Raw genomic sequence first — 22,283 nt, 5'->3', positions numbered from 1 at the left:
GCGCCTACGAAGCCGCCGAGGGCGCCGACGCCCTGGTCATCCTGACCGAATGGGATCAGTTCCGGGCGCTCGACCTGGATCGCGTCAAGCTCCTGATGAAGGCTCCGGTCGTCGTCGACCTGCGCAACGTCTACAAGCCCGCCGAGATGGTCCGCCACGGCTTCACCTACGCAAGCATCGGGCGGCACTAGTTTAGAGCGTTCGCTTTTCGGTGGGTATGCGGTTTGGGGTTATGTGAATGCTGGCGAGCTTCTTCTTCTTCGTTGCGGCTATATGCGCGCTGATCGTGCTGTATCCGTACGTCATATATCCTGCTCTGCTCAAACTGCTGCCGAAGCGGCCCCTCCATCTCTCGAACGTCAAGCCTCAAAACCTCACGCTGGTCTTCTGCGCCTTTAATGAAGCGCGCGCGATGCCGGAGAAGATTGAAAATCTAGAGGCTCTGAAGCGTAAGCACGCCAATCTTCAGATTTTGGCGTTCGACGACGGATCCAGCGACACGACCTATGATCAGCTGTCGGCTCGCCCCGAACTTCTTACCGTCATTCGGGGCGGCGGCCGCAATGGCAAGGCCCATGGCATGAAGCTGTTGGCGAAGCAGGCGACCGGCGACGTGATCGTTTTCACCGACGCGAACGTGACCCTGCGATTGGACGCGCTCGACAATCTCGCGAGCTATTTCTCGGATCCGACCGTGGGTGGGCTTTGCGGATCGCTGCATTATGTGGGCGAAGACGGCTCGGCGACGGCGAATGTCGGCGGCCTCTATTGGAAGCTTGAGGAATATCTAAAGGGCCTGGAGTCCGAGACTGGCAATGTGATGGGCGCCGATGGCTCTATCTTCGCGCTTCGTCGCGAGCTTTATCCCAGTTTCCCCGACACTGTGCTGGATGATCTCACGGTATCCATGGCGGCGGTTTTCAACGGCCTTCGGTTGATCAAGGTCGACGACGTCGTCGCCTATGAGCGGCTTGTCTCGAAGCGCAATGAAGAGTTCTCGCGGAAAGTGCGCATCTCCGCCCGGGCGTTCCATACGCATCTGCACCTCGTGCCGCAACTTCGCCAAATGGCCGGTGTCGACAAGTTCAAGTACATGTCGCGCAAGTTCATCCGTTGGTTCGGCGGCCTGTTCTTGATGATTGGCGTCGCCGCGGGCGTGGCATGGGCCTTCGCGCTTTCCACCGTGTTCGGATTGGTGGCCCTGGGGGGCGTCGCTATAGCGTGTCTAATTGGCGCGAAAATCCAGAAGGGGCCTATCGCGTCGGTCGCGGAGATCGTGATCGCGCTCATGGCGACGCTGCTTGGCGTCTTCAGGGCGATGCGCGGCCAAACCTTCGTGGTTTGGAGCCCGGCCAAGTCGCGATGAGCAAGCTAGCGGAAAAATCTACTGGAGGCCGCGGGAAGGAAGTCACGCTTGAGGCGCGAATGCCCAAGGTGCTCTTCCTTACGAAGGTCTATCCCTATCCTCCTGCGGTCGCCGGCGACGCGGTGTATTCGCGCGGAGTGATCGGCGCATTGGCGCCCTTCGCGCGCCTGACGGTGCTCTGCGGTTCTAACGGCTCGGATGAACGGACCTCCGCAGAAGCGCCGGCGGACTGGCGGATCGTCGAACCGCCACGCAAGAGGCAGTCTGGATCGATCCTGTCCTCCTGGCCCAGCATCGTTTGGCGAGGCGATACGCCCAGCCACAGGCGAGAACTAGACGGCCTTCTGAAGCAGTCCTGGGACGCGATCATCCTCGACAACATCGGCAGCGCGCATGCGCTGCCAGCGGTCAAAGCGTACAAGGTGCGTCATCCGGCCACGACGCTTGTCTACGTTTCCCACGAGATCGAGTTCGAGACGCGTCGCGCTAAGTACGGCAAGTATAAGATCAACCCCCTGGTTCGCTTGGCCTCTTTCTGGGATCTCGCGAAGGTGAAGTCCGCCGAGAATAGACTCCTCGGCGAGACCGACATCGTTACCGTGATCAATCAACTCGACGTGCCGGTCTTTCAGGCCCTGGCGCCGGATCAGCGCTATGTCCTCGTGTCGCCTGGCTATGATGGCTCTGTCCTGGAGCATCGCAGGATCGAGGCGGCGACGCCGAGGCGCATCGCCTTGTTGGGCGGCCGCACCTCACAGCAAAAGCAGCAAATCCTGCTGGATTGGCTGGAGGCGTCGTACGACGCGCTCGTGGCCGCGGAGATCGAAGTTGTCGTTATCGGCGACGTCGCGCCCGGACTTCATGATCTCGTCCAGCAGCGGTATTCGCGGGTCAAGCTGCTTGGCTTTGTCGATGACGCCGACCCACTCCTCGCGGATTGCCGGATGGGGATCGTTCCCGACACGATGGGCGGCGGCTTCAAGCTACGGCAGCTGACGTACGTCTTTAGGCGCGTGCCCATGGTCGGCCTCGATCAGGCGATCAGCGGTCTTCCGACGCCGGTCGGCGAAGGCTATCTCGCCGCGCCGGACTTGAAGGCCTTGGCGCATCTGATTGTCACGTCGATCGACGATATCGATACGCTCAACGCCGTCCAGGAACGCTGCTTCGCCGATTGCGCGGGCGCCTTCGGTTGGCGGACGAGGGGCGAGCTCTTCGCCGGATTGCTGCGTCCAGCAGCGGAACAAGCAAGACACGAAATTTTGGAGGTGGGGTGATGCGCGCTGTACTGTTGGCTGGCGGGCTTGGTACTCGGTTGGCGGAGGAAACCTCTGTTCGTCCCAAGCCGATGGTCGAGGTCGGAGGCTATCCGATCCTCTGGCACATCATGAAGATCTACTCGGCCCATGGAATCAATGAGTTCGTGATCTGCCTGGGTTACAAGGGCTACTACATCAAGGAGTTCTTCGCGAACTACGCGCTGCACCAGTCGAGCGTCTGCGTCGACGTCAAGGAGAAGTCCATCTCCTACATCGGCGAGGACACCCTTCCCCCCTGGAAGATCTTCCTGGTCGACACCGGGGCCGAGACCATGACCGGTGGGCGCCTCAAGCGCGTGCGTGACTACCTGCCTGATGACGAGCCCTTCTGCATGACCTACGGCGACGGTGTCGCCGACATCGACATCGGAGCCTTGGTGAAGTTCCACAAGGAGCAGGGCCTGCAGGCGACCTTGACGGCGGTGCGCCCGGCGGGTCGCTTTGGCGCGACCATGCTCGAAGGCTCGAAGGTTTCCCAATTTACCGAAAAGCCGGCGGGCGACGGCGCCCAAATCAACGGCGGCTTCTTCGTTCTGGATAAGAAAGTCATCGACCGGATCGCCGACGACACGACGGTGTGGGAACGTGAGCCGCTGGAAGGCCTGGCTCGGGACGGACAACTGGCCGCGTTCGAGCACAATGGCTTCTGGCAGCCGATGGATACGCTGCGAGACAAGATCCATCTCGACAAGCTTTGGACGGACGGCGAAGCGCCCTGGAAGGTCTGGTAATCCATGCTGAACAAGCAATTCTGGTCCGAGCAGCGGGTCTTCTTGACCGGCCACACGGGCTTCAAGGGCAACTGGACGGCCAAGTGGCTGGCGACGACGGGCGCGCGCGTGTCCGGTTACGCCCTGCCGCCGAACACGACGCCCGACCTCTACTCCATGCTGTTTCCGATGGAAGGCGTGACGTCCACCTTCGGGGATATCCTGGACGCGCCCTCGCTGGAGAAGGCGGTCGCGGAGGCGGATCCGACCATCGCCATCCACATGGCGGCTCAGCCTCTGGTGCGCCTGTCCTATCGCGAGCCGGCCAACACCTACGCGGTCAATGTCATGGGGACACTGAACGTCCTCGAGGCGCTGCGCAAGGCGCCGAACCTGAAGACGATCGTCGTGGTGACGACCGACAAGGTCTATCGCAACGACGATAGCGGTCATGTGTTCGTCGAGAGCGATCCGCTGGGCGGTCACGATCCGTACTCAAGCTCGAAGGCGGCCTGCGAGGAGGTCGTCTCCTGCTACGACCAGAGCTACTTCGCCGACGCCGGCGTCGCCATCGCGACGGTGCGCGCGGGCAATGTGGTCGGCGGCGGCGACTGGTCGGAGGACCGCCTGCTGCCCGACATCTGGCGCGCGATGCAGAGCGGCGAGCCGCTGGTGCTGCGCAACCCGCTCAGCACCCGTCCGTGGCAGCACGTTCTCGATCCGGTGTCGGGCTATCTGACCTTCGCCGAAAAGCTGCACCTGAGCGGCGGCAAGGACCTGCCCAAGGCGCTCAACTTCGCGCCCGTCGCCGACGCCCCGCTAACGGTTCAAACGGTGGCCGAGATGATGGGCGAGGCCCTGGGTCTAGAGAAGGCCTGGGTGCAAGCCGAGGGCTTCCAGCCCGTCGAGATGAAGCTGCTGGCGTTGGACTCTTCGCTCGCGCGCAAGACCATCGGCTGGAAGCCGGCGCTCACCGGCCGCGAGGCGATCCAGTGGACCGCCGACTGGTTCCTGAACCAGCGCCAAGGCGGCGACTGCGCGGCCTTCACGGCCAAGCAGATCGCTGAATACGAAGCCCGTACGGCGGCCAGCGCGTCGTCGCTCTCGGAGGCCCTGTCATGAAGTTCACCCCGCTGAAGATCGACGGCGCCTATCTGATCGACCTGGAGCCGCGTGGCGACGATCGCGGCTTCTTCGCGCGCGTGTTCTGCCACAAGGAGTTCGCCGAGCACGGCCTGGCGACACAGTTCATCGAGATCAACACGTCCTTCACCAAGCACAAGCACACGCTGCGCGGCATGCACTATCAACTTGGCCAGTCGTCCGAGGTGAAGGTCGTCAAGTGCATCTCCGGCCGACTGCTCGACGTCATCGTCGACGTGCGCCCCAACTCGCCGACGTTCAAGCAGTGGACCGCGGCCGAGCTCAGCGCCGAGAACCGCAGCATGATGTACATCCCGGCGGGATGCGCTCACGGCTTCATGGCGCTCACGGACGATGTCGAGATGACCTACTTCGTGACCAAGAGCTATGACCCGGTGCGCGAGCGGAACCTGCGCTGGAACGATCCGGAGTTCGGCATCGAGTGGCCGCATCAGCCCGCGATGATCTCGGACAAGGACGCCGCTGCGCGGGACTTCGACCCCGCCTGGCACCTGGCCGACGTCTGACGTAGGCCGGCGATGCGCGTTCTTCTCTCGGGAGCCACCGGCCTGATCGGTCAGGCCGTCCAGGCTCGTCTGTCCGCGGACCACGAGGTCGTCACCCTCGGACGCGGGGAGGGGGCGGCGGTGCGCGCCGACCTCTCCGACCCCGCCGCCGTGGCCGCCCTGGCCTTGCCTCAGGTCGACGCCTTCGTGCACTGCGCGGGGATCGTCGACGAGGACTTTCGGGACTCGCCCGAGCGGGCCCTGCGCATGGCGGTCTTCGGCGCCGGCGCGGCGGTCGAGCGCGCGATCGCGGCCGGCGCCACGCGCCTGGTCTACATCTCGTCGGCCCACGCCTACGGGCCGATGGTCGGCAAGGTCGACGAGGCCTCGCCGATCAATCCGATGTCGGACTACGCCATCTCGCACTTCGCCACCGAGCAGGTGTTCGCGCGCCGCGCCTCCGACAGCCTGTCGGTCCTGATCCTGCGGCCCTGCGCGGTGTTCGGGGACCTGGCCGACGCCGGGCGGTTCCGGCGCTGGAGCCTGATCCCGTTCTCGTTCCCGCGCGACGCGGTCCTGCAATCGAAGATCGTCATCAAGTCCACCGGCGAGCAGCGCCGCAACTTCGTCGGCACGCAAGACATCGCCCACCAGATCGCCCACTGGCTGGCCGCCCCTGGCCCAGGACGCACGGTCCGCAACGCCATCGGCGAGACCAGCGCCACCGTCCACGAGTTCGCCCAGATGTGCGCGGCAGTGTCCGAGCGCCTGACCGGCCAGCCCTGCGCGATCGAGCGGGTCACGCCCACCGGCCCCACGGTCGGCGAGGACTACGACTATCGCACCCTGACGCCGCCCGCCTGGCCGCTTCAGTCCCTGGAGGCGTTCGCCGAGCGCCTCATGTCCAAGCTGAAGGAGGCGTAAGGTCGCCATGCCGCGTCTCACCATCGGCCTGATCATCTACAACGGCGCCGACTCCGCGCGCACCTGCATCGACAGCCTGCTGGGCCAGACCTACACGGACTTCGAGCTGCTGATCTTCGACAACGGCTCGACCGACGGCACCAGCGAGATCTGCGCCGAGTACGCGGCCAAGGACGCGCGCGTCCGTCACGTGCGCCACCCACAGACCCTGCCGCAGAGCGTCAACTTCCGGGGCGTGCTGATGGCCGCCCAGACCGAATACTTTATGTGGGCGGCCGACGACGACATCTGGGGCCCGCGTTTCGCCGAGCTGTGCATCGCCCAGCTGGACGCTCATCCCGAGGCGGTCGCCTGCTGCACGAAGGTGATGTTCCGCTATCCGGACGGCGACGAACGCCCCGCGCGCGGCACCTTCCCGATCCAGGGGACGCCGGACCAGCGGGTCGAGATCTACCTGCGCAATCCGCGCGACAGCGCCCGCCTGTACGGCGTCTATCGCACGCCCGGCCTGCAGGCCAGCTATCCGGAAGGCGTCAGCATGTTCGCCTACGACTGGCTGGTTGTCTGCCTGTCGATGCTGCAGGGCGACCACCTGGAGGTCGACGACTTCCAGCTGCTGCGTAGCGGCCACGCGCCGGGCAAGTACTTCGAGAAGTATGACCGCCACTTCGTCCGGGAAAAGGGCCTGACGGGGGCGCTGTCCTGGGCTTTGCCGCTGATGCCGCTGACCAAGGCCCTGAAGCAACACCTAACGGCCTCGGCCTGGCGCAAGGCCTTCTGGCGCATCGTCCGCCTGAACGCGCACCAGACGCTGCTGCTGCTGAAGTGGAAGTTCCCGGTGCTGGAGGGGGCGTTCACGGCCGTCAAGCGGGTCGATCGCGCGCTGGTGAAGAGCTGATGACATCAACCGAAACGACGGTCGAACGCGCTTCGATCCGTCGCGAAAACAACCTGAACCTTCTGCGTCTTATCGCGGCTTCGGCGGTGTTGTTCTCGCATGCCTTCGACTTTCAGGGCGAGCACGACTGGTTCTTCGGCTATTTCGGGTACTCTGGCGGTTGGCTGGCGGTATCCCTGTTTTTCTCCATGAGCGGCTATCTGATCTACAATTCAATCATGAACAGCCGCGACGTGCGGAGCTTTACCGTCGCGCGCTGCCTGCGCATCTTCCCCGGCCTGATCGTGATGCTGCTTGTCACGACGGTTCTGTTGGGTCTCTTCGCGTCGACAGCGGCTAAGGCGGATTTCTTCTCAAGCCTTCAGACTTGGAAGTATGTCGTCGGAAATGCGGTTCTTTACGTGCCGCAATATTTCCTGCCCGGTGTATTCGAGGGAAATATTTATAAGGGCGTCGTCAATGGGTCGCTCTGGACGCTAAGGTTCGAGTTCACCTGTTATATACTGACGCTGCTGTTCTTCGTTTCTGGTTTCTATAAAACCAACAAAGGCTTCGTGCTCTCGACAGTCGCGATTGTCATCGCTTACGTCGCCTATATCGCCTACGGCGTCATGGCGGGGAAGCAGGCTGTCGTTCTGTTCGACGGCAATTCGCTCAGCAAGCTTCATCGCCTCTATTTCGCTTTCTTCCTCGGCGTCGTGTACGCGAAGTGGGAACAGTCGATCTCGATCAACCTGATCGCGGTCCTGGTCGCCTGGATCGCCTGCTTCGTGCTCCACGATACGATCCTCACCTCGACACTGCTGATCGTGGCGACATTCCTGTCCGCGTTCTGGATTGCCGGACTTCGCGGGCAGGTGTTCGCGGCGGCGAGGAAAATCCCGGATGTGAGCTACGGTATCTATATCTACGCCTTCCCAATCCAGCAGCTGCTCGCGCAGATGTTCCCTCATTGGGGCCCGCTGACCAACGCTTCGGTCGGATTGGTCCTGACGATCATTCCCGCCACTCTGTCCTGGTATCTCGTGGAAAAACCCGCGCTGAAGTTCAAATCCGTCTTTTCGCGTAGGCCGAAATGACGCTGCGTCGGAACGCGCTGTTCTCAGTCGCCGAGGTCCTGCTCAACGGCCTTGGCCTGTTCTTCATCTACAAGAACGTGGTCTCGACTCTGGGCGTCAGCCTGCTGGGCGTGTGGTCGCTCGTGCTGGCGACGACGGCCTTCGGGCGGCTGGCCGACGTGGGGATCTCGGCGGGCCTGGCTCGCTTCGTGGCGCGCGAGCAGGCCAAGGGCGAGGCGGGCTCGCCCCAGAGCTATATCGAGACCGGCATGCTGTCGGTGGCCGCCATCATGGGCGTGCTGACCTTGGTGGCCTATTGGCCGATCTATTTCGCCCTGGGGATCGCGCTGCACGACCAGCAGCTGGCCCTGGCGCGCCAGATCATCCCCTACGCCCTGCTGACCTTTTGGCTGCTGAACATCAACGCCGTCACGGCCGCCGCCCTGCTGGGTCTGCACCGGGCCGACCTGCGCTCGATCTCGAACATCTGCGGGATGCTGGTGCAGGTCGCCGCCTCCCTGGCCCTGGTCAAGGGCTTCCAGCTGAAGGGCCTGGCCTGGGCCCAGACCGCCCAGTACGTCGTGGCCATCGGCCTGTCCTGGACCTTCGTGGTGAGGGTGGGGCGAACGGTTCCCGTGCTGCCGACACATTTCCAGCGGGGACTGTTCAAGGAGTTGCTAGGCTTCGGGACCAAGCTGCAGATCGGCACGATCGCCAACCTGCTGTTCGAGCCGACCACCAAGATCATCATCGGCCATATCGCCGGCACGGCGGTGCTGGGCCTGTACGAGCTGGCCTATCGGATGGTCTATCAGGTGCGCGGCGTGGCCATCACGGCCCTGCAGAACCTCGTCCCGGCCTTCGCCAACCTGAAGGAGACCGATCCCGCGGCCCTCGGCGCCCTGTTCCGCAAGACCTGCCGGATGGCCGCCCTGGTCGGCGCCCCGATCATGGGGGCGGTGATCGCCGGCTCGCCGCTGGTGTCGCTGATCTGGATCGGGGCCTACAATCCCGACTTCGTGCGGCTGACGGCGTTGCTCTCCCTGTGCTGGGCCGTCAACATCCTGGCCGCGCCGGCCTATTTCCTGGGGATGGGCACGGGCGAAGTGAACGTCAATATCGGCGGCCAGGTGGTGACCGGCGTGCTGTCGCCCGTCTTGGGCCTGGGGCTGGGCCTGGCCTTCGGCGCCTATGGCGCGGTTTGCGGGGTGGTGGTCGGCAAAATCATTGGCGACCTGGCTCCGGCCTACGCCAACCGACCAAGCCGCGATCTAAGGTCCTCGGCACTGCTCTATCCGCCGAATATGCTTGCCTTGGCCTTCGTCGGTCTCGTATCGGCGACGGCTCTGGGTCTGGCGCCGCATCTTGGCGGCGTCCTCGGCCAACTGAAGCGTCTCGTCATGGGGTCTTGAGGACATGGTGACCAACCCGACCTCCATGAAGGCCCAGATGGCGCCGGCGCCAGCCAAGAGTCAGGCCGGGCTGATCAAGTTGCTGCTCGTCGTCTTCATTATTGGCTTCCACACGCGGCTCTCGATCGCCAGCGGCGGTTCGGTGATCGTGCCGATGTATCTGTGCGTTTTTTCCGGGGCGGCCCTATTCCTGATGGCGCTGCAGCGGGGCTTGAAGCGTCTGCTGGCGCCGCTGCTGAGCGTGTTCGGTCTCATTATCGTGACCGCGTTCTTCGCGAGCCTGTTTGGCGGCGACATCGTTGCGCTGTTGCGCGGCGCGGCTCAGCTTTCGATTTCCATCGCACTGGCGACCGGGATCGCGGTCATGTTGGCGGACGAGAGCGTGCGGACAGACGATCGCTTCTTCCTAGTACTGTGGGGCGTTTTCCTAGCGCTGGGATGTATCGAGCTGATCCCTGGCGCCCGTCCGATCTTTAACCAGGTGTCGGAACTTATCTACAGCGGTACGGGGCGCGGCCTTTATGCTAGCCTGGATCGCGACCTACAACTCTATGGGCAATACCGGGCTAAGGCGTTCGCCAGCGAGCCTTCCTTCCTGGCGGCGACTCTAGCGGCGCTCAATCTGCTGGTCCTATTCACCGGGCGGAACAAGGGGCGCCGCCACCCGGTTGGACGCTTCTTGCTGATGCTGGCGGTGGCCTACCTTGTGGCGCCGAGCCTTTCGGCCCTGTTCTACCTCATCGCCGCTCTCGTGTTCGTCTACTGGCCCAGAACGGCGGGCATGAAGTTCGCGGCGGTAACGTCATTGATGCTCTTGAGTGGGCTTCTCGCGTTGGCGCCACACAGTTTCGACTTCTTCTCGGCCCACCAAAGATCAGGCAGCTTTTTCGGCCGTATCACCGCCGGGCCAATTGTTGGAACCCGGGCTATGATCGAACGCCCCCTATTGGGCTATGGCGTGGGTGATGCACAGGCAGTGCTCCCAACGATCTCGAATGTGTGGTCCGATAAAGGCGCCTACTCCGCCTTCCCTTGGTACGCGTCAGTCGGACCTACCGACCTGATGTCCAACGGTTTCTGGTGGCAGTGGATTTATTTTGGCATCGTCGGTGGCGCTCTGTTCATCTTAGCCCTGCTCGGCCTTTTGCGAGCGATGAATATCGCAAGACCGTTGTCGGTTCTCGTAAGCATGTGGGTCGTTTGGTACGCTGGGGCCGCCTTTGTCGATCTTGTTTCTTGGTCTGTCTTCGCCGTATTCGCGGCGGCGGCGATCCCTGTTCCATCGGTGCGTGGAACGGATTCGCGCTACCCGCGCGCTAAACCAACTCTCGGATGAGCTGGAGGGCTAACACCTAATGACTTCGCCCAAGAGCCAGAAGGTCGAAGCTCTTCAGGTTATGAGGGCGCTCGCCGCTTTGCTTGTCGTCGTGCACCACAGCATCTCGGGTAAGGCATGGATGGACACTAACCCTCTGAGCGCGTTCGACTTTGGTGCGATCGGCGTCCAGGTTTTTTTTGTTATCAGCGGCTACATCATCTGCCGGGTTGGTGGGCGCGAGGATTTCTGGAAGTTCTCCTACTCGCGGATAACCCGTGTGATTCCGATCTACTGGTTCTTCACGGCCGTGTTCCTGGTCTCGAAGCTGGCGGTGTCGGGGATGAAGGAGATGCCTGGCGCGGGCGAGATCGCGGCCTCTCTGCTCTTCATCCCTCACTACAGCTCTTACAGGCCGGATCAAATCTGGCCGGTGCTGATCCCAGGCTGGACGCTGAACTACGAGATGTTCTTCTACACGCTTTTCGCGGCGGGCATCCTGATCGGCAGGCCGGCGATCCTCTCCGTGGCGGCGATCATCGTGTCAATCGGCCTAGGCTATCTGTTCGCCGACGTCGGCGTGGTCTTCAAGTTCTTGGAGAACCCGGTCACGCTGTTCTTCGTGCTGGGCGTCCTGATCGCCAAGTTCGAGGACGTGGTCCCGAAGCGTCCGGCCTTCGCGTTCGTCGGCGTTTTGATCTGGGGCTTTTCCGATCCCGCGTCGCTCGCTCCCGCCCTAAAGTTTCTCGCCGCCTATGCAAGCGCCGGCCTGATCTTGCTCGGTGCGTTGGCCGCGAAGGGCGGACGTTCGTCGCCGGTGATGCGGTTCCTTCAATCCCTAGGGGACGCATCCTACTCGCTCTATCTGTCCCACACCATCGTGCTAGCGGTGACGTACAAGCTCCTGATCCGAATGAACTTGAGCGGATACGTCGAGTTCTTCGCCGTGGTGGGCTTGGGGCTGGCTGTATCGATCGCCGGGGGCTTCATCTCGTATTGGGTGATCGAGCGACCCCTAATGAGGTTCTTCAAGGCAGCCTGGCGCGCGCGCGCCAAGCCGGCTCCTGTCGCCGCCTAGAAAAAGGCCGCCGCCCCCCCGGCGGCTCTCTCCCGACCTCAGTCCTTGACCGGCACCAGCCGCTCCAGCAGGCCGGGCCGCGCCGCGGCGCGGTAGTCCTTGATCGTGGCCTCGGTGCCCGGGATCGGGCCCAGGGGGGCGAAGGTGGTGGTCGGCTTGACGGCCAGGCCGTCCGGACCCGCGCCCTGGGTCAGCAGGGTCAGCTCGTTGACGTGCATGATGAAGTCGGGGCTCAGGTACTGAGGCCGGCCGGCCTTGAGCTCGCGGGCCATCTCGGCGACGCCGGCGAACTTGTCCTGGGCGTAGACCTCGCGGCGGCGCACCCACTCGAACAGGCGCTGCTTGAAGGACGAGCGCATCTGCTGGTCGCGCTCGACGGCCGCGGACTTGGCGTTGCGGGCCAGCTTCACGCGACGGCCGCCGATGCCGAACAGGCGGCCAAGGCCCGGGTGGGCGCGCAGGGTCTGGAACTTGCGGGCGCTGAGGCCGCCCTTGCTGTAGCGCTCAAGGAACACCGGCGACTGGTAATGGCGGTAGCTGTCGCTGATGACCTCGCCAGCGTCGCCGATGACCCGCATGCGGTGGTCGCGGGGGGCGACGACGCTGCAGGTGATCCGCGCCGAGGCGCCGTTGGCGAACTGCAGGCAGGCGACCGAGAAGTCCGGCGTGCCGACGCGGGCGGGCAGGCCTTCCATCTTGTTCTCGATCAGCTCGCTTGAGAAGGCCGTCACCGAGACGGCCGGGCCCAGCAGGCCGCAGATCCAGACGAGGTGATAGCCCAGGTGCTCGTAGGTGCAGCCCTCGAGGATTTCCTCCTCCAGCGGCCAGGGAGCGCCGGTGGGGCTCTTGACCGACTCGAACTGCATCAGGTGGATCGGGTTGTCGTCCAGCTCGGCATAGACCAGCAGCGGCTTGCCGATGGCGCCGTCCTCGACCGCCTTGAACAGGGTGCGGACGCTGTCGGCGAAGATGTTGCAGGGCGCGGCGTAGAGGCGGACGCCCTTGGCGGCGGCGGCGTCGAACAGCTGGCGGGACTCGGCCACGCTCTTGGTCAGCGGCTTTTCCGAATAGACGTGCTTGCCGGCCTGGAGGGCGCGCAGGCTGACCTCGAAGTGCGAGCTTATGTTGGTCAGGTTGATCACCGCCTCGACGCGTGGATCAGCCAGCAGCTCGTCGTAGCTGGCATAGGCGTTGAAGCCGTAATAGGCGCTGACCTTGGCCGACCGCTCCGGGTTCTTGTCATGGACGCCCATGACGACCAGCTCGGGGTGGGCGCGGAGCGTGCGCATGTAGATGTCGAAGACGAAGCCGCATCCGACAAAGGCGATGTTCATGGTCGAGCGTCCGTTCAATAGGCGGAAGGGCGTGGGAAAAGGCTCAGGCACCGGCCTTGGCCGCGCGGGCGGCTTCGGTCGAGGCGGTCAGGCTGGCCGTGCGCGTCGCGCCGACCAGGGGCAGGGAGACGCCGGAGCGGCGGATGGAGGCGATGATCTGGTCGCGGGCATAGCGGGCCGGGTCGGCCTGGCTGGCGATCGCCTGGGCGCCGCCTAGGATCTCCCGCGCGATGATCGCCACGCCCTTGCGGGCCGCGTCGCGCACGACGGCGTCGAAGGCCGTGTCGCCCGGATGCAGCGGGACCTGCAGCGCCTTGACGCGCGGGTCTTTCAGGGCGGCCTCGGCGGTCGCCACGTCATCAACCGAGACGCCGACGATGGCGATCTTGCCGGCTTGGCGCGCCTGCTCCAAGGCGCCAACGGCGTCGCCTCGAGCGACCACCTCGGCCGGCGGACTGTGCAGCATGAACATCTCGATCCGCTCGCGCTTCAGGCGGCGCAGGCTGCCGTCAAGGCTGGCGGACAGGAAGGCGGGGTCCCAGCGGGTCGGCATCGGCTTGGCGCGGGCGGCGGCGACGCCTCGGCGGGCCTGGTCCGAACGCCGGGCGACCGTGCGCAGGACGCTCTTCAGCGGCGCCAAGACGCGCATCTTCATCGACAGATGCTTGCCGGCCTTGGAGCAGACGATGACGTCGTCGCGCTGGCCGAGGATCTCGCCCAGGACGCGCTCGCTGTCGCCCTGGCCGTAGATGTTCGAGGTGTCGAAGAAGCGGACGCCTTGGTCCAGCGCCAGCTTCACCAGCGCGCGCGCTTCATCGCCGTTGGCGCCGTTCACCGACCCCAGCCGGCTGCAGCCCAGGCCCAGCGGAAGGGCGTCGCGGGGGAGAAGCGCGGGGGGCAGGTTTTCAAAAGGCATGGCTTTGATCCTTCACGCGGCTTCGACAAGGGCTCGCAACTGGCGGGCCAGCATCTCGCCGTCCGATAGAGCCTCGGGCGGCGGAGGGGCGTGGCCGATCCAGCAGAGCAGATGTTGGCGGCCGTCGGCGGTGCGAGGATGCACACGCAGCTCGAAGGCCGGATCGCGGCGACCGTAGTGGCTGGCCCAGAACGAGGCGCGCGGCGCGTCGACCTCGGCCTCGGATAGCACTTCGATACAAGCCTGGGGCCTGGCGGTCGCGTGGCGGAGCAGGAAGCGCCGATCCGACGCCGGCTCGATCCCCCAGGCGTCGGGAACGAGCCAGGAGACCTGGCCACGCGGCTCCGCCCCGCCCCAGAGGTCGGCGACCAGGAAGCCAGCGCCGGGATAGAGCCGAACCAGACGCGCCGTCCGACCCGGTGCGCTAGGGAAGACGCCGCCGATCGTCCGCTCGTCGGGAAGCTTATCCGTCGGCGCCAGCCGCGCCTCGGCCATGCGACCGACCTTGAAGCAGCCGAGGAACTCGGCCGGTTCATGTCCCGACCAGACAGGACCGTTGTGGGCCTCGGCGCTACGCTCGCGGGCCCGCTCTGGACCCGTGTTGTAGCGGGACGTGCCGGGATCGACGACGAGCCTTTGGCCGCCCAGCGTGATCTCGATGGACAGGAAGTCGGCGTGGCCGTGACCCGGGTTCCAGCGTGGCCCCAGCGGACCCGCGTCCAGTATGCAGACGTCGTCCGCCTGCGAGAGGCGGGCATATCCGCCATGCTCGAGGATGGACCGCCCCTCCGGCGCCTTAGGTCCGCTCAGACGCGGGACCTCCTCGTGCCAGCTGTCGTTGAAGAGCGCGACTTCGCCGTCGGGATGACAGAGCACCGCGAAGGCGAAACGCGCGGCTTCCAGCTTTCGCGTCAGGGTCTCCCTCAGCGTCGCCGAGAGGAATGGCGCTTCGGACATTACGGCGAGCGAGACGACGCTCAGTCCTTGATACATCGGCGAGCGCTCGACCTGCGCGCCATCGGGCAGGATCGTGTGCGAGACAAGGTGGGCGATATCGCGTTCAAGCCTCGCCGCGATGGGCGGCGGGACTTCGTCGACATGACTGAAGTAGAGGCTCAACGCCGCAAGATTGCGTTCGACGTGGTTGTTGCGGAGCTCATGCTCCACGTTGTCCAGCAGGAAAGCGACATTCTCGCGCAGGAAGTCCGACACTAGCGCGTCGACCTCTGGCGCGAGGCCTCCCTTGGCTCGCGCCAACAGGAGGCCCGAGGCGAGGGCCAGGATCCGATGGGAGACGCCATACGGAAACCAGTAGGCGTTGAAGCTGCCGGGATCCGTCACTCGCGTGCGCTCGCGGAAGCCGGCAATGGCATGCGCGACCGCCGCGTGATGCTCGGGTCCGCCTTCGGCTAGCATGGGGCTCAGGAAGCCCATGTGGCCGAGCTTGACCCGCCACATCTGGTGATCGCCCTCGTCCGGAAGTTGACGCTTCCAATCTATGTCGGAGGGGCTTCCGAAATCGATCTCCCGGCCATGCAGGCAAACGCGGCCAGACAGCACGCCATCGATCTGGTCGCGATACTCCGCGCCGTAGAATCCCGCCGTTTCGATGACGGCGGGCGTGAGCGGCTTGCCGCGTCCCATCGCGGGGGTCGCGCGCTCGATCGCGGTCAAACGCTCTCTGTAGGCCGATGGAAGACGCACGGCGAGTTTGTTACGCGCGACGCGCCGAGCCATGTACAGCGCCATACGCGGCGACAGCCGGCTTGCGGCCCGCAGTAGCACCAAGCTTTTCCGCAAGCGGCTCACGCCCTTATTCCCAACATTAGAAACCTTTGCCGAAGTGGCGGGCCCTGGGGGCGGTTTTCCCTGGACGCGAAACGCGAAAGGGGGAAGTTAAACGAAGCTCTGGTTCGTCGCTCGCGCCCAACGCTCCAAGCCCTTGCGGAACGCCTGGTCGCCTAGCAAGCCATTCTCGGTGGCCCAGCCCGGATACACATAGGTCGAGCGTACGAGCTTGGTCACGCGATCGGGGTGAATCCCCAAACCAAAGCCCTTGAACGTCGCCAGGGTCTTGGCCGCGCCCATCACCACGCCTTGTGGCACGTCATAGAGCTTGGCCGACGGGAAGTAGCTATCGCGCAGGCTAGTGACGATGGTCTCCAAAGTGGGGCATTCGGGATAGGCGCCATTCAGCAGTTCGTAGGTGGAGTCCTTGGCGCCGGCGGTCAGCACGAGATCCAGCAGGTCCTCGACATAGATGCACGACTTGATCGTGTCCCGACGGCCGGGGAAGACGAAGAAGCCCTTCTTCAGGAGAGCCGCCATGCGGGCGAAATTGCCGCCTTCGCCAGCGCCGAACACGACGGCGGGGCGCACGATGGTGAGCTTCCGGCCGCCTGCTTGGCGCAGCCAGCCGCGATGGATCTCCTCGGCCATCAGCTTGGACTTGCCATAGGCCGACACCGGCGCGGGGTCGCTCGTCTCGACCTTTCTCTCTTCCGAGGGGCCGTAGATCGAGATCGAGCTGGTGAAGGTGATGTGCTGGACGTTGTCCCGCTCGGCCAGCTTCACCGCCTCGAGCGCTCCCCAGACATTGGTGTCGTAGTATTCGTGATCCGGGTGGCCGGGCGTCGTGTGGACCGCGGCCAGATTGTAGATTCGATCGATCTTGGGGAGGCTCAGCGCGCTCAGGCGACGCACGTCGTCACGCACGTATAGCGCGCCAGGAAGTTCCTCGCGCGGCGGCTTGAGGTCCAGGCAAACGAGCTCCGCGCCCATGTCGGCCAGGCGGCGAGCAAGATGGGTTCCGATGAAACCGGACGCGCCAGTGACCAGGGCGCGTTGGCCCCGCAGATTAGTCATGTCTGTTAGTCCCCACCGCCGTTTAGGCTAGCGCGGGCTTATCGCCCGCCTTTGTGACGCCATTACTCGAAGTCCGCCGGCGAGCGCGACAAAAAAACGAACATGGCAGCCCTGTTCGAACCTTTTGCCACCAGAGCGAACTTGGCGGTCAATCCAGCGCAAATGGTGACGGCGCTAAACGAGAGACAAGCTCTCCAAAGGTCCGGGACCACCAGGAAAGATCTTCTCGGTCTGATCCCGGCGCAATCCGTACAGTCGTTGGATGATCGAAGACATCATGGCTCGGTTATCGGCCAGGACCACAAGGTCTCGGCCTTGATTGAGAGACTTCGCGACCATCGCCACCTGCTCCCCCGCCATCCGCCCGCCCTTCACCGCGCCGCCCAGCACCCAGTAGACGCTGCCGTGCCCGTGGTCCGTGCCCTTGTCGCCGTTCTCCTTGAAGGTGCGGCCGAACTCCGAGATCACGACGACGGTCGTCTTCGCCCACGTCTCTGGGCCGATGTCCTCGGCCAGCGCGGCGAGGCCTCGGCCCAGTTGGCCGATCCGGTCCGCGAGCACGCCCGTCGCGCCTCCTTGGTTGACGTGGGTGTCCCAGCCGCCGACGTCGAGAAAGGCCAGATTGTAGTCCGTCTTCATCAGGCGGGCGACGCGGCGGGCGGCCAGTTCGAAGCCGCTGGGGGATATGGCGTTGCGATTGGCGGCGGCCATTTCGCCGGCCAAGGCGGCATAGGCCTTGTCTCGCGCGGAGAAGCCTTCCGTCACCGCCGCCTGGAGCTGGTGGCCGCGATACATCTCCTGGATCAGCCTGGCCTGTCGCTCATCCAGGCCGGGCTTGCCGACCGAGGTGATCGCGACGTTCGGCACGGACATCGGCCCCTGGAACGCCAGTGGCGGCTGGGCCGTGAACGCGATCGGACGGCCACCGGAGAGCTCCTGGGCCAAGCGGCCCATGAAGCCGGAACGATAGTTCCTGGGCCCGCCCACCGGCTGGCCCAGTTCGATGGTGTCCTGAGTCTCGAAATGGCTGCGGGTCATGTCGTCGGTTCCCGCGAAGGGCACGAAGGCGATCTGCTTCTTGGCCCAAAGCGGATAGAGGCTGTCCTTCAGCGCGGGGTGCAGGCTCCAGTCGCCATCGAGCGAGAGGGCGGCGTTGGCGTTAGTGGAATCCGGGCGAGCGATCGCGAGGGTCGGGCGGCTCTCGTAATAGAAGTCGCTGGAGGTCGGGATCACCACGTTGATAGCGTCGTAGCCGCCGCGCAGGAAGACGACGAGCAGGCGCTGGTCCGTGGCGGGCGCGCTCCAGGCCTTGCCGCCAATCGCCGCGGCTGTCGTCGCGGCGAGCCCCGCGGTCAGAAAGGTTCGACGATGCATGGCGCTGGTCTCATCGATGCAGGAACTCGGGAGAAGACAGGAAGAGCGTGTTCCACTCGGCGGGCGAGCGCGCCTGGGCCAAGGCCGACCGCGTCTCGGGGGAAAGCCGCGCTTCCAGGACCTTGTAGAAGAGGGCGTTCTGGAGTTGGGGAAAGGCCGGCTGGTCCTCCGCCGCCGGATCGTCGGGCTTGAAAAGGCCCGCTGAGTTCGCGCCGATCTGGCGGGCCACCTCGAACATGGTCGTGAGCTGGCCAGGGCCCGACCAGGCCGCGTCCTCCAGCGGATAGCCATCGGGCGTGTCGCGGTTGTAGAGGCCTTGGCCCAGCCGGTTGATCCAAGCCTGCAGCGGCGCGGTATTGGCGATCGGGTGGCCGTCATAGGCGAGCCGCACCGCCGAGACCGCGTAGTGCATCGGATCCTTGAGCTTCTTTCCCAGCGAGGCCTTGAACGCCGAAGACTGGAACAGGACGTCGAGCACCTCCGCTATATCGCCGTCGCCGCGTAGGAACTTGGTCGACATCCGATCGACCAGGTCTGGCGGAGCCTCGCCCATGAAGTACAGCGCCAGCTTGCGCGACACGTGCCGGGCTGTCGCGGGTTGTCGGGCGAGTGCGTCCAGCGTCTGTTCGAACTCCGAAAGCCCCGCGCCGCCGACGCGGCGTCCCAGAACCACCTTGTCGCCAAAGTCGTGCCGCGCCGGATTGAACTCCATAAGTCCGTGCCGGACATAGAAAGCCTGCTGTTCGGCCTTCAGCTTGGGCGCATCGGGCGAGAGGCTGACGCCGACGCCGGTCAGAACCCGCGCCATTTCCTCGACGTCCTTCTGGCTGTAGCCGGAGCCGACGCCCATCGTGTGCAGCTCCAGGATTTCGCGGGCGTAGTTCTCGTTGACCCGGCCGACCGCGTTCTGGTCGTTGTCGAGATAACGCAGCATGGCCGGATGCAGGTCGGCCGCCTTCAGCAGATCGCGGAACTTGCCCAGCGCATGGGGCCGGATCGCCTGGTCCTCGTAGTCGCCGATCATCGCCCGGATGTCGCGCTTGTCGGCCTGGACGTTGAAATGGTTCATCCAGAACCAGGTCATCTGCTCCTGAAGCTGATGAGGCGAATAGAGATCGCGCAGCAACGAGCGCGCCGCGGCCTGCTGCTTCAGGTCGGCCATCGCCTTGCCATAGGCCTGCTGGGCCGCCTGCCGCGCGGTCGGGTCCTGCAGCTTCGTCGCCGCCCTATTCTCTGCGTCCATCGTCACCGCGATCTGGGCCATGGACTCTCGCGATATGCGAAGGGCGTCGATGCGAGCCTGGACCTCGGGAGGGAGCCGAGCCGGGCCCGTGGGGCGAAGCTGCCTTTTCAGCCACCGATCGCGGCCCAGTCGGTTTATGTCGGCGGCGTCTTGAGTGGTCTGGCCCCAGGTCAGGCGATTGATAAAGGCGAGGTTGTCCGTTTCGCCGGCGGCGGCGGGCATGCTCGATGCGGCGGCGCAGAAGCAGACGGCGATGACAAGCCAAAGATGGCGCATGCATGGGCCTCGATCAGCGATCCCATGCTCCAACGCGCGAGGGGCGGTTTCAAGGCCGAGCGTGGCCATATGCCGGACATGGTTGGGTAAGGTCTCCACGCCGGCGACATCCCGTTACGCGCCTCCCGCAAGGCGTGACGGATGCGCGAGGGGATACGATAGCTCGCGGGTTCGCAGGTAGAAATTCTGGCGACGATCCAGCTAAGCTTCGAGCGACGTCAACTTCCCCCAGTCCACACCTCGTCGAGGATACGCGCGGCGATCTCCGCCTTGTCGTGCGGCAAAAAACGCGCGTAGTGGCGGGCGAGGGTCTCGGGCTTGTCCTGGATAGCGAAGCCAGCCTGCTCATAGGACCCCGTGCGCTTGATGATGTGAGTGGCCAGGACATCGCGGACATTGTGAGGACCATGGGGCAGGAGGCCCTCGATCGCTCCTCGGCCGGTGAACGGATTATAGATCCCGTAGCGCTCGATCATCTGGCGCCAAGCGACGTAGAAATCCGAGGAGCGGTAGCGAGCGGATCCGGTCTCGGCCGAGCGGGCGAATTTCACAAAGAAGGTTTCCGGGTCCTCAAGGTCGCCCAGCAGGATCGGGCGATGTATGGCGAGATAAGCAGTGATTTGCCGGTAGAGGCCTCCGTGATCGGGAAGCCGCAAGCGATAGGGGCTGTTGGCGAAATAGGATGAGGTCGCGTTCTTGAAGGCCGCGGCCGGTAGGGCGACGATCCAGCCGGCCTCAAGCGGGTCGAAGAAGAGCTCGCCGCATTGAAGCGCCTCCAACGTCGCCATCGGAGTCGGCGCTGCGCCGATCGGGCCGACCCGCAGTTGGCGCAAGTTCTTTTGGCGAAGACCTGTGTGCAGGCCGATCCTCAGCATCAGAAAGGCCCTGGACGCCTCGGCGGCGGCTATCGGATCGACCACCGGATCGGGCATGCGCTTGAGGATTTCGTCGCCGATACGGCTGTAGACGGCGACGGGACGCGGCGCCTCCAGGACCGGAAGAACGGCGAGGAAGGGATCGCGGTGCACGCGCGCGACGCGGACGACATCCTTGCTCCAGGTGCGGACCTGCTGAAAGGCCTCTTGGCAGGCCCCTGTCCAATCGCGCTGAGCGCGCGCGACCTCCTCCATCGACACCACACCCGCGATGGGTCTTAAGCGGTTGGCCAAGGCCGGCGACTGCGAAAGCCAGCCCGTTCCCGGCTTGAGCAGGGAGGCGGCGAACTCGAGCATGTGCATTTCCCACCGCGTATAGAAGCCGCGTCGACGGTGGCGCCATTCGATGTACCAGCGCCACACCCCAGGAATGGCCAGAAGCGCGAGACTGAGCGTCTCGTGCGGAGCGCCAGCCCCCTTGATCGGACCCTCGGATTCGGCGGAGAGGGCGCCGTAGAGGAGCCCGACATAGTTTAGGATCTGATGCGCCGTGGGCGGTTTCCAAAATCCGCGTCGGCAAAATCCCATCGGCGTGATCTTGGCCATCTTGAAGCATACGAGCTCGCGCATCTCGCGATCGAGCTCGAGGGGCGCGGCTTGGCCGATCTGCCCGCGACGTCGGCCCTTTGTCTCGCTCGGGTCGGGAACGGAGGCGATCTCGGCCGCCGCCTCGGGGAAGATCAACGCGAACCGGTGCTTGCGGGCCGTGCGATGATACTCTCGAAACGGCGTGGCGCCGGTCATGACGTTCCGCCGAAGCCAGGCGATGATCTCCGCTTGCGCGGCCGGGGTGCGCTCGTTGAAGTCGTCGGGCAAGTGCCAGGCCACGCAGCGGCGCTCGGCGCGGGTTAGATCGACGTGACGGAAGCCGACGGAAGCCCGGTTGGGGTTGGGCAGTTGGTCCTTGAGCGCGTTCTGACGAAGGCCATAGCGCTTTTCGATGAAGGCTAGAACTCGAAGACTCTCCACGTCGCGCGGGTACTGATCTCCTCGTCGCCAGCCATAAAGGCTAGTGCAGGGCACTTGGTAGCCCGCCGCCTTCAACGCCCCGTGCAAGCGATAGGCTGTCTCGCCGTGGGCTAGTATCGATCGTCGAAAAAGTTCTGAAAACGCCGAAAGGGCGGGCTTGGCCGAGCGCCTATCCCGGCGCGCCAGGCCGCCACGACATCGATCGCCAGTCTCGCCGTCGCCCGTTTGGCCGGCGTCATCTGGCGCGGCGCCAGCCGGTGAATTGTTATCGAACATCGCGCTTGGATCTCGTTACGCTACCTATCGTCATCACTGTAGATTGCTACTTATAGGATGTCTACTTATTGTCATCATATCTGCCCGGGTTTGCTAGCGTGGACGGTCGATGCCGCGGCTGGAGCGTTCGTCTCAGGACATAAGAGGGCCGGCCCGACAGCGGCTTTGAAGCTGACCAAGGGCGCGCGATCTGGTCTTGTTCGTTGGCGCGCCAATGCGCTGATCGCGCGTCAGGACGCCGACGGCCGAGTAAGGAGCCTTCGGAACCACGGCTTTGGCTAGCTATCGCGCAATGGCGGTGGAGGCCCGGGCCGGAATCGAACCGGCGTGCACGGATTTGCAGTCCGCTGCGTCACCACTCCGCCA

19 protein-coding genes and 1 tRNA gene are annotated in these 22,283 nt (G+C 64.6%); 12 read left to right on the top strand and 8 right to left on the bottom strand.

The genetic code is table 11. The annotated features are described in order from the left end of the window. The 12 genes from AX690_RS17435 to AX690_RS17380 form a co-directional block, all read left to right on the top strand. A partial coding sequence (locus AX690_RS17435) for a UDP-glucose/GDP-mannose dehydrogenase family protein (RefSeq protein ID WP_255357080.1) occupies positions 1-191 on the top strand: 191 nt, incomplete at its 5' end. A gap of 47 nt (positions 192-238) precedes the next feature. Further along, positions 239-1,366, top strand: coding sequence for a glycosyltransferase (locus AX690_RS17430; protein WP_066684891.1), 1,128 nt, complete (start codon positions 239-241; stop codon positions 1,364-1,366). A gap of 59 nt (positions 1,367-1,425) precedes the next feature. Continuing rightward, positions 1,426-2,643, top strand: a complete 1,218-nt coding sequence (locus AX690_RS17425; RefSeq protein WP_066684888.1) for a glycosyltransferase — start codon at positions 1,426-1,428, stop codon at positions 2,641-2,643. Then, entirely contained in the window at positions 2,643-3,416 is a 774-nt protein-coding gene (gene rfbF, locus AX690_RS17420; RefSeq protein WP_066684877.1) for a glucose-1-phosphate cytidylyltransferase, read from the top strand. Before AX690_RS17425 ends, rfbF begins: the two co-directional genes overlap by 1 nt. 3 nt (positions 3,417-3,419) lie before the next feature. Further along, complete coding sequence (rfbG, locus tag AX690_RS17415) at positions 3,420-4,517, top strand: CDP-glucose 4,6-dehydratase (protein ID WP_066684870.1); 1,098 nt, start codon at positions 3,420-3,422, stop codon at positions 4,515-4,517. Then, entirely contained in the window at positions 4,514-5,065 is a 552-nt protein-coding gene (gene rfbC, locus AX690_RS17410; protein WP_066684869.1) for a dTDP-4-dehydrorhamnose 3,5-epimerase, read from the top strand. Before rfbG ends, rfbC begins: the two co-directional genes overlap by 4 nt. A 12-nt stretch (positions 5,066-5,077) precedes the next feature. Then, the gene (locus AX690_RS17405) at positions 5,078-5,968 is read left to right on the top strand and encodes an NAD(P)-dependent oxidoreductase (RefSeq protein ID WP_066684868.1); all 891 of its coding nucleotides are present in this window, start codon (positions 5,078-5,080) and stop codon (positions 5,966-5,968) included. Positions 5,969-5,975: 7 nt separating this feature from the next. Next, the gene (locus tag AX690_RS17400) at positions 5,976-6,866 is read left to right on the top strand and encodes a glycosyltransferase family A protein (RefSeq protein ID WP_066684867.1); all 891 of its coding nucleotides are present in this window, start codon (positions 5,976-5,978) and stop codon (positions 6,864-6,866) included. Further along, on the top strand, positions 6,866-7,945 hold the full coding sequence (locus tag AX690_RS17395) for an acyltransferase (RefSeq protein WP_066684866.1): 1,080 nt from the start codon (positions 6,866-6,868) through the stop codon (positions 7,943-7,945). Before AX690_RS17400 ends, AX690_RS17395 begins: the two co-directional genes overlap by 1 nt. Continuing rightward, positions 7,942-9,336, top strand: coding sequence for an oligosaccharide flippase family protein (locus AX690_RS17390; protein WP_066684865.1), 1,395 nt, complete (start codon positions 7,942-7,944; stop codon positions 9,334-9,336). Before AX690_RS17395 ends, AX690_RS17390 begins: the two co-directional genes overlap by 4 nt. Before the next feature lie 4 nt (positions 9,337-9,340). Next, complete coding sequence (locus AX690_RS17385) at positions 9,341-10,672, top strand: hypothetical protein (RefSeq protein ID WP_066684864.1); 1,332 nt, start codon at positions 9,341-9,343, stop codon at positions 10,670-10,672. A gap of 19 nt (positions 10,673-10,691) precedes the next feature. Beyond that, positions 10,692-11,729 carry an acyltransferase gene (locus AX690_RS17380; protein WP_066684852.1) on the top strand — a complete coding sequence of 346 codons (1,038 nt, stop codon included), beginning with the start codon at positions 10,692-10,694 and terminating at the stop codon, positions 11,727-11,729. 38 nt (positions 11,730-11,767) lie between these two features. Here the strand turns inward: AX690_RS17380 and AX690_RS17375 are convergent, their stop codons facing one another. The 8 genes from AX690_RS17375 to AX690_RS23020 form a co-directional block, all read right to left on the bottom strand. Further along, the gene (locus AX690_RS17375; protein ID WP_082769720.1) at positions 11,768-13,063 is read right to left on the bottom strand and encodes a Gfo/Idh/MocA family protein; all 1,296 of its coding nucleotides are present in this window, start codon (positions 13,061-13,063) and stop codon (positions 11,768-11,770) included. A 43-nt stretch (positions 13,064-13,106) separates the two neighbouring features. Beyond that, on the bottom strand, positions 13,107-13,979 hold the full coding sequence (locus tag AX690_RS17370; protein WP_066684850.1) for an aldo/keto reductase: 873 nt from the start codon (positions 13,977-13,979) through the stop codon (positions 13,107-13,109). Between the two features lie 12 nt (positions 13,980-13,991). Next, entirely contained in the window at positions 13,992-15,653 is a 1,662-nt protein-coding gene (locus AX690_RS17365; protein ID WP_066684847.1) for a heparinase II/III family protein, read from the bottom strand. 222 nt (positions 15,654-15,875) lie between these two features. Next, the gene (locus AX690_RS17360; protein WP_066684844.1) at positions 15,876-16,844 is read right to left on the bottom strand and encodes an NAD(P)-dependent oxidoreductase; all 969 of its coding nucleotides are present in this window, start codon (positions 16,842-16,844) and stop codon (positions 15,876-15,878) included. A 174-nt stretch (positions 16,845-17,018) separates the two neighbouring features. Further along, positions 17,019-18,218, bottom strand: coding sequence for a DUF1501 domain-containing protein (locus AX690_RS17355; RefSeq protein WP_066684842.1), 1,200 nt, complete (start codon positions 18,216-18,218; stop codon positions 17,019-17,021). 10 nt (positions 18,219-18,228) lie between these two features. After that, positions 18,229-19,737 carry a DUF1800 domain-containing protein gene (locus AX690_RS17350; RefSeq protein WP_066684840.1) on the bottom strand — a complete coding sequence of 503 codons (1,509 nt, stop codon included), beginning with the start codon at positions 19,735-19,737 and terminating at the stop codon, positions 18,229-18,231. 218 nt (positions 19,738-19,955) lie between these two features. Next, positions 19,956-21,641: a hypothetical protein gene (locus tag AX690_RS23770; RefSeq protein WP_066684838.1), complete on the bottom strand. Its 1,686-nt coding sequence runs from the start codon at positions 21,639-21,641 to the stop codon at positions 19,956-19,958. A gap of 575 nt (positions 21,642-22,216) precedes the next feature. Next, positions 22,217-22,282 (bottom strand) — tRNA-Cys (locus AX690_RS23020). Position 22,283: the final 1 nt, after the last annotated feature.

The sequence above is a fragment of the Caulobacter sp. CCH9-E1 genome, from assembly GCF_001556515.1.
GTDB lineage: Bacteria > Pseudomonadota > Alphaproteobacteria > Caulobacterales > Caulobacteraceae > Caulobacter.
Note: the sequence above shows the minus strand (reverse complement) of the source record. Positions and strands in the feature narration are given on the sequence as shown.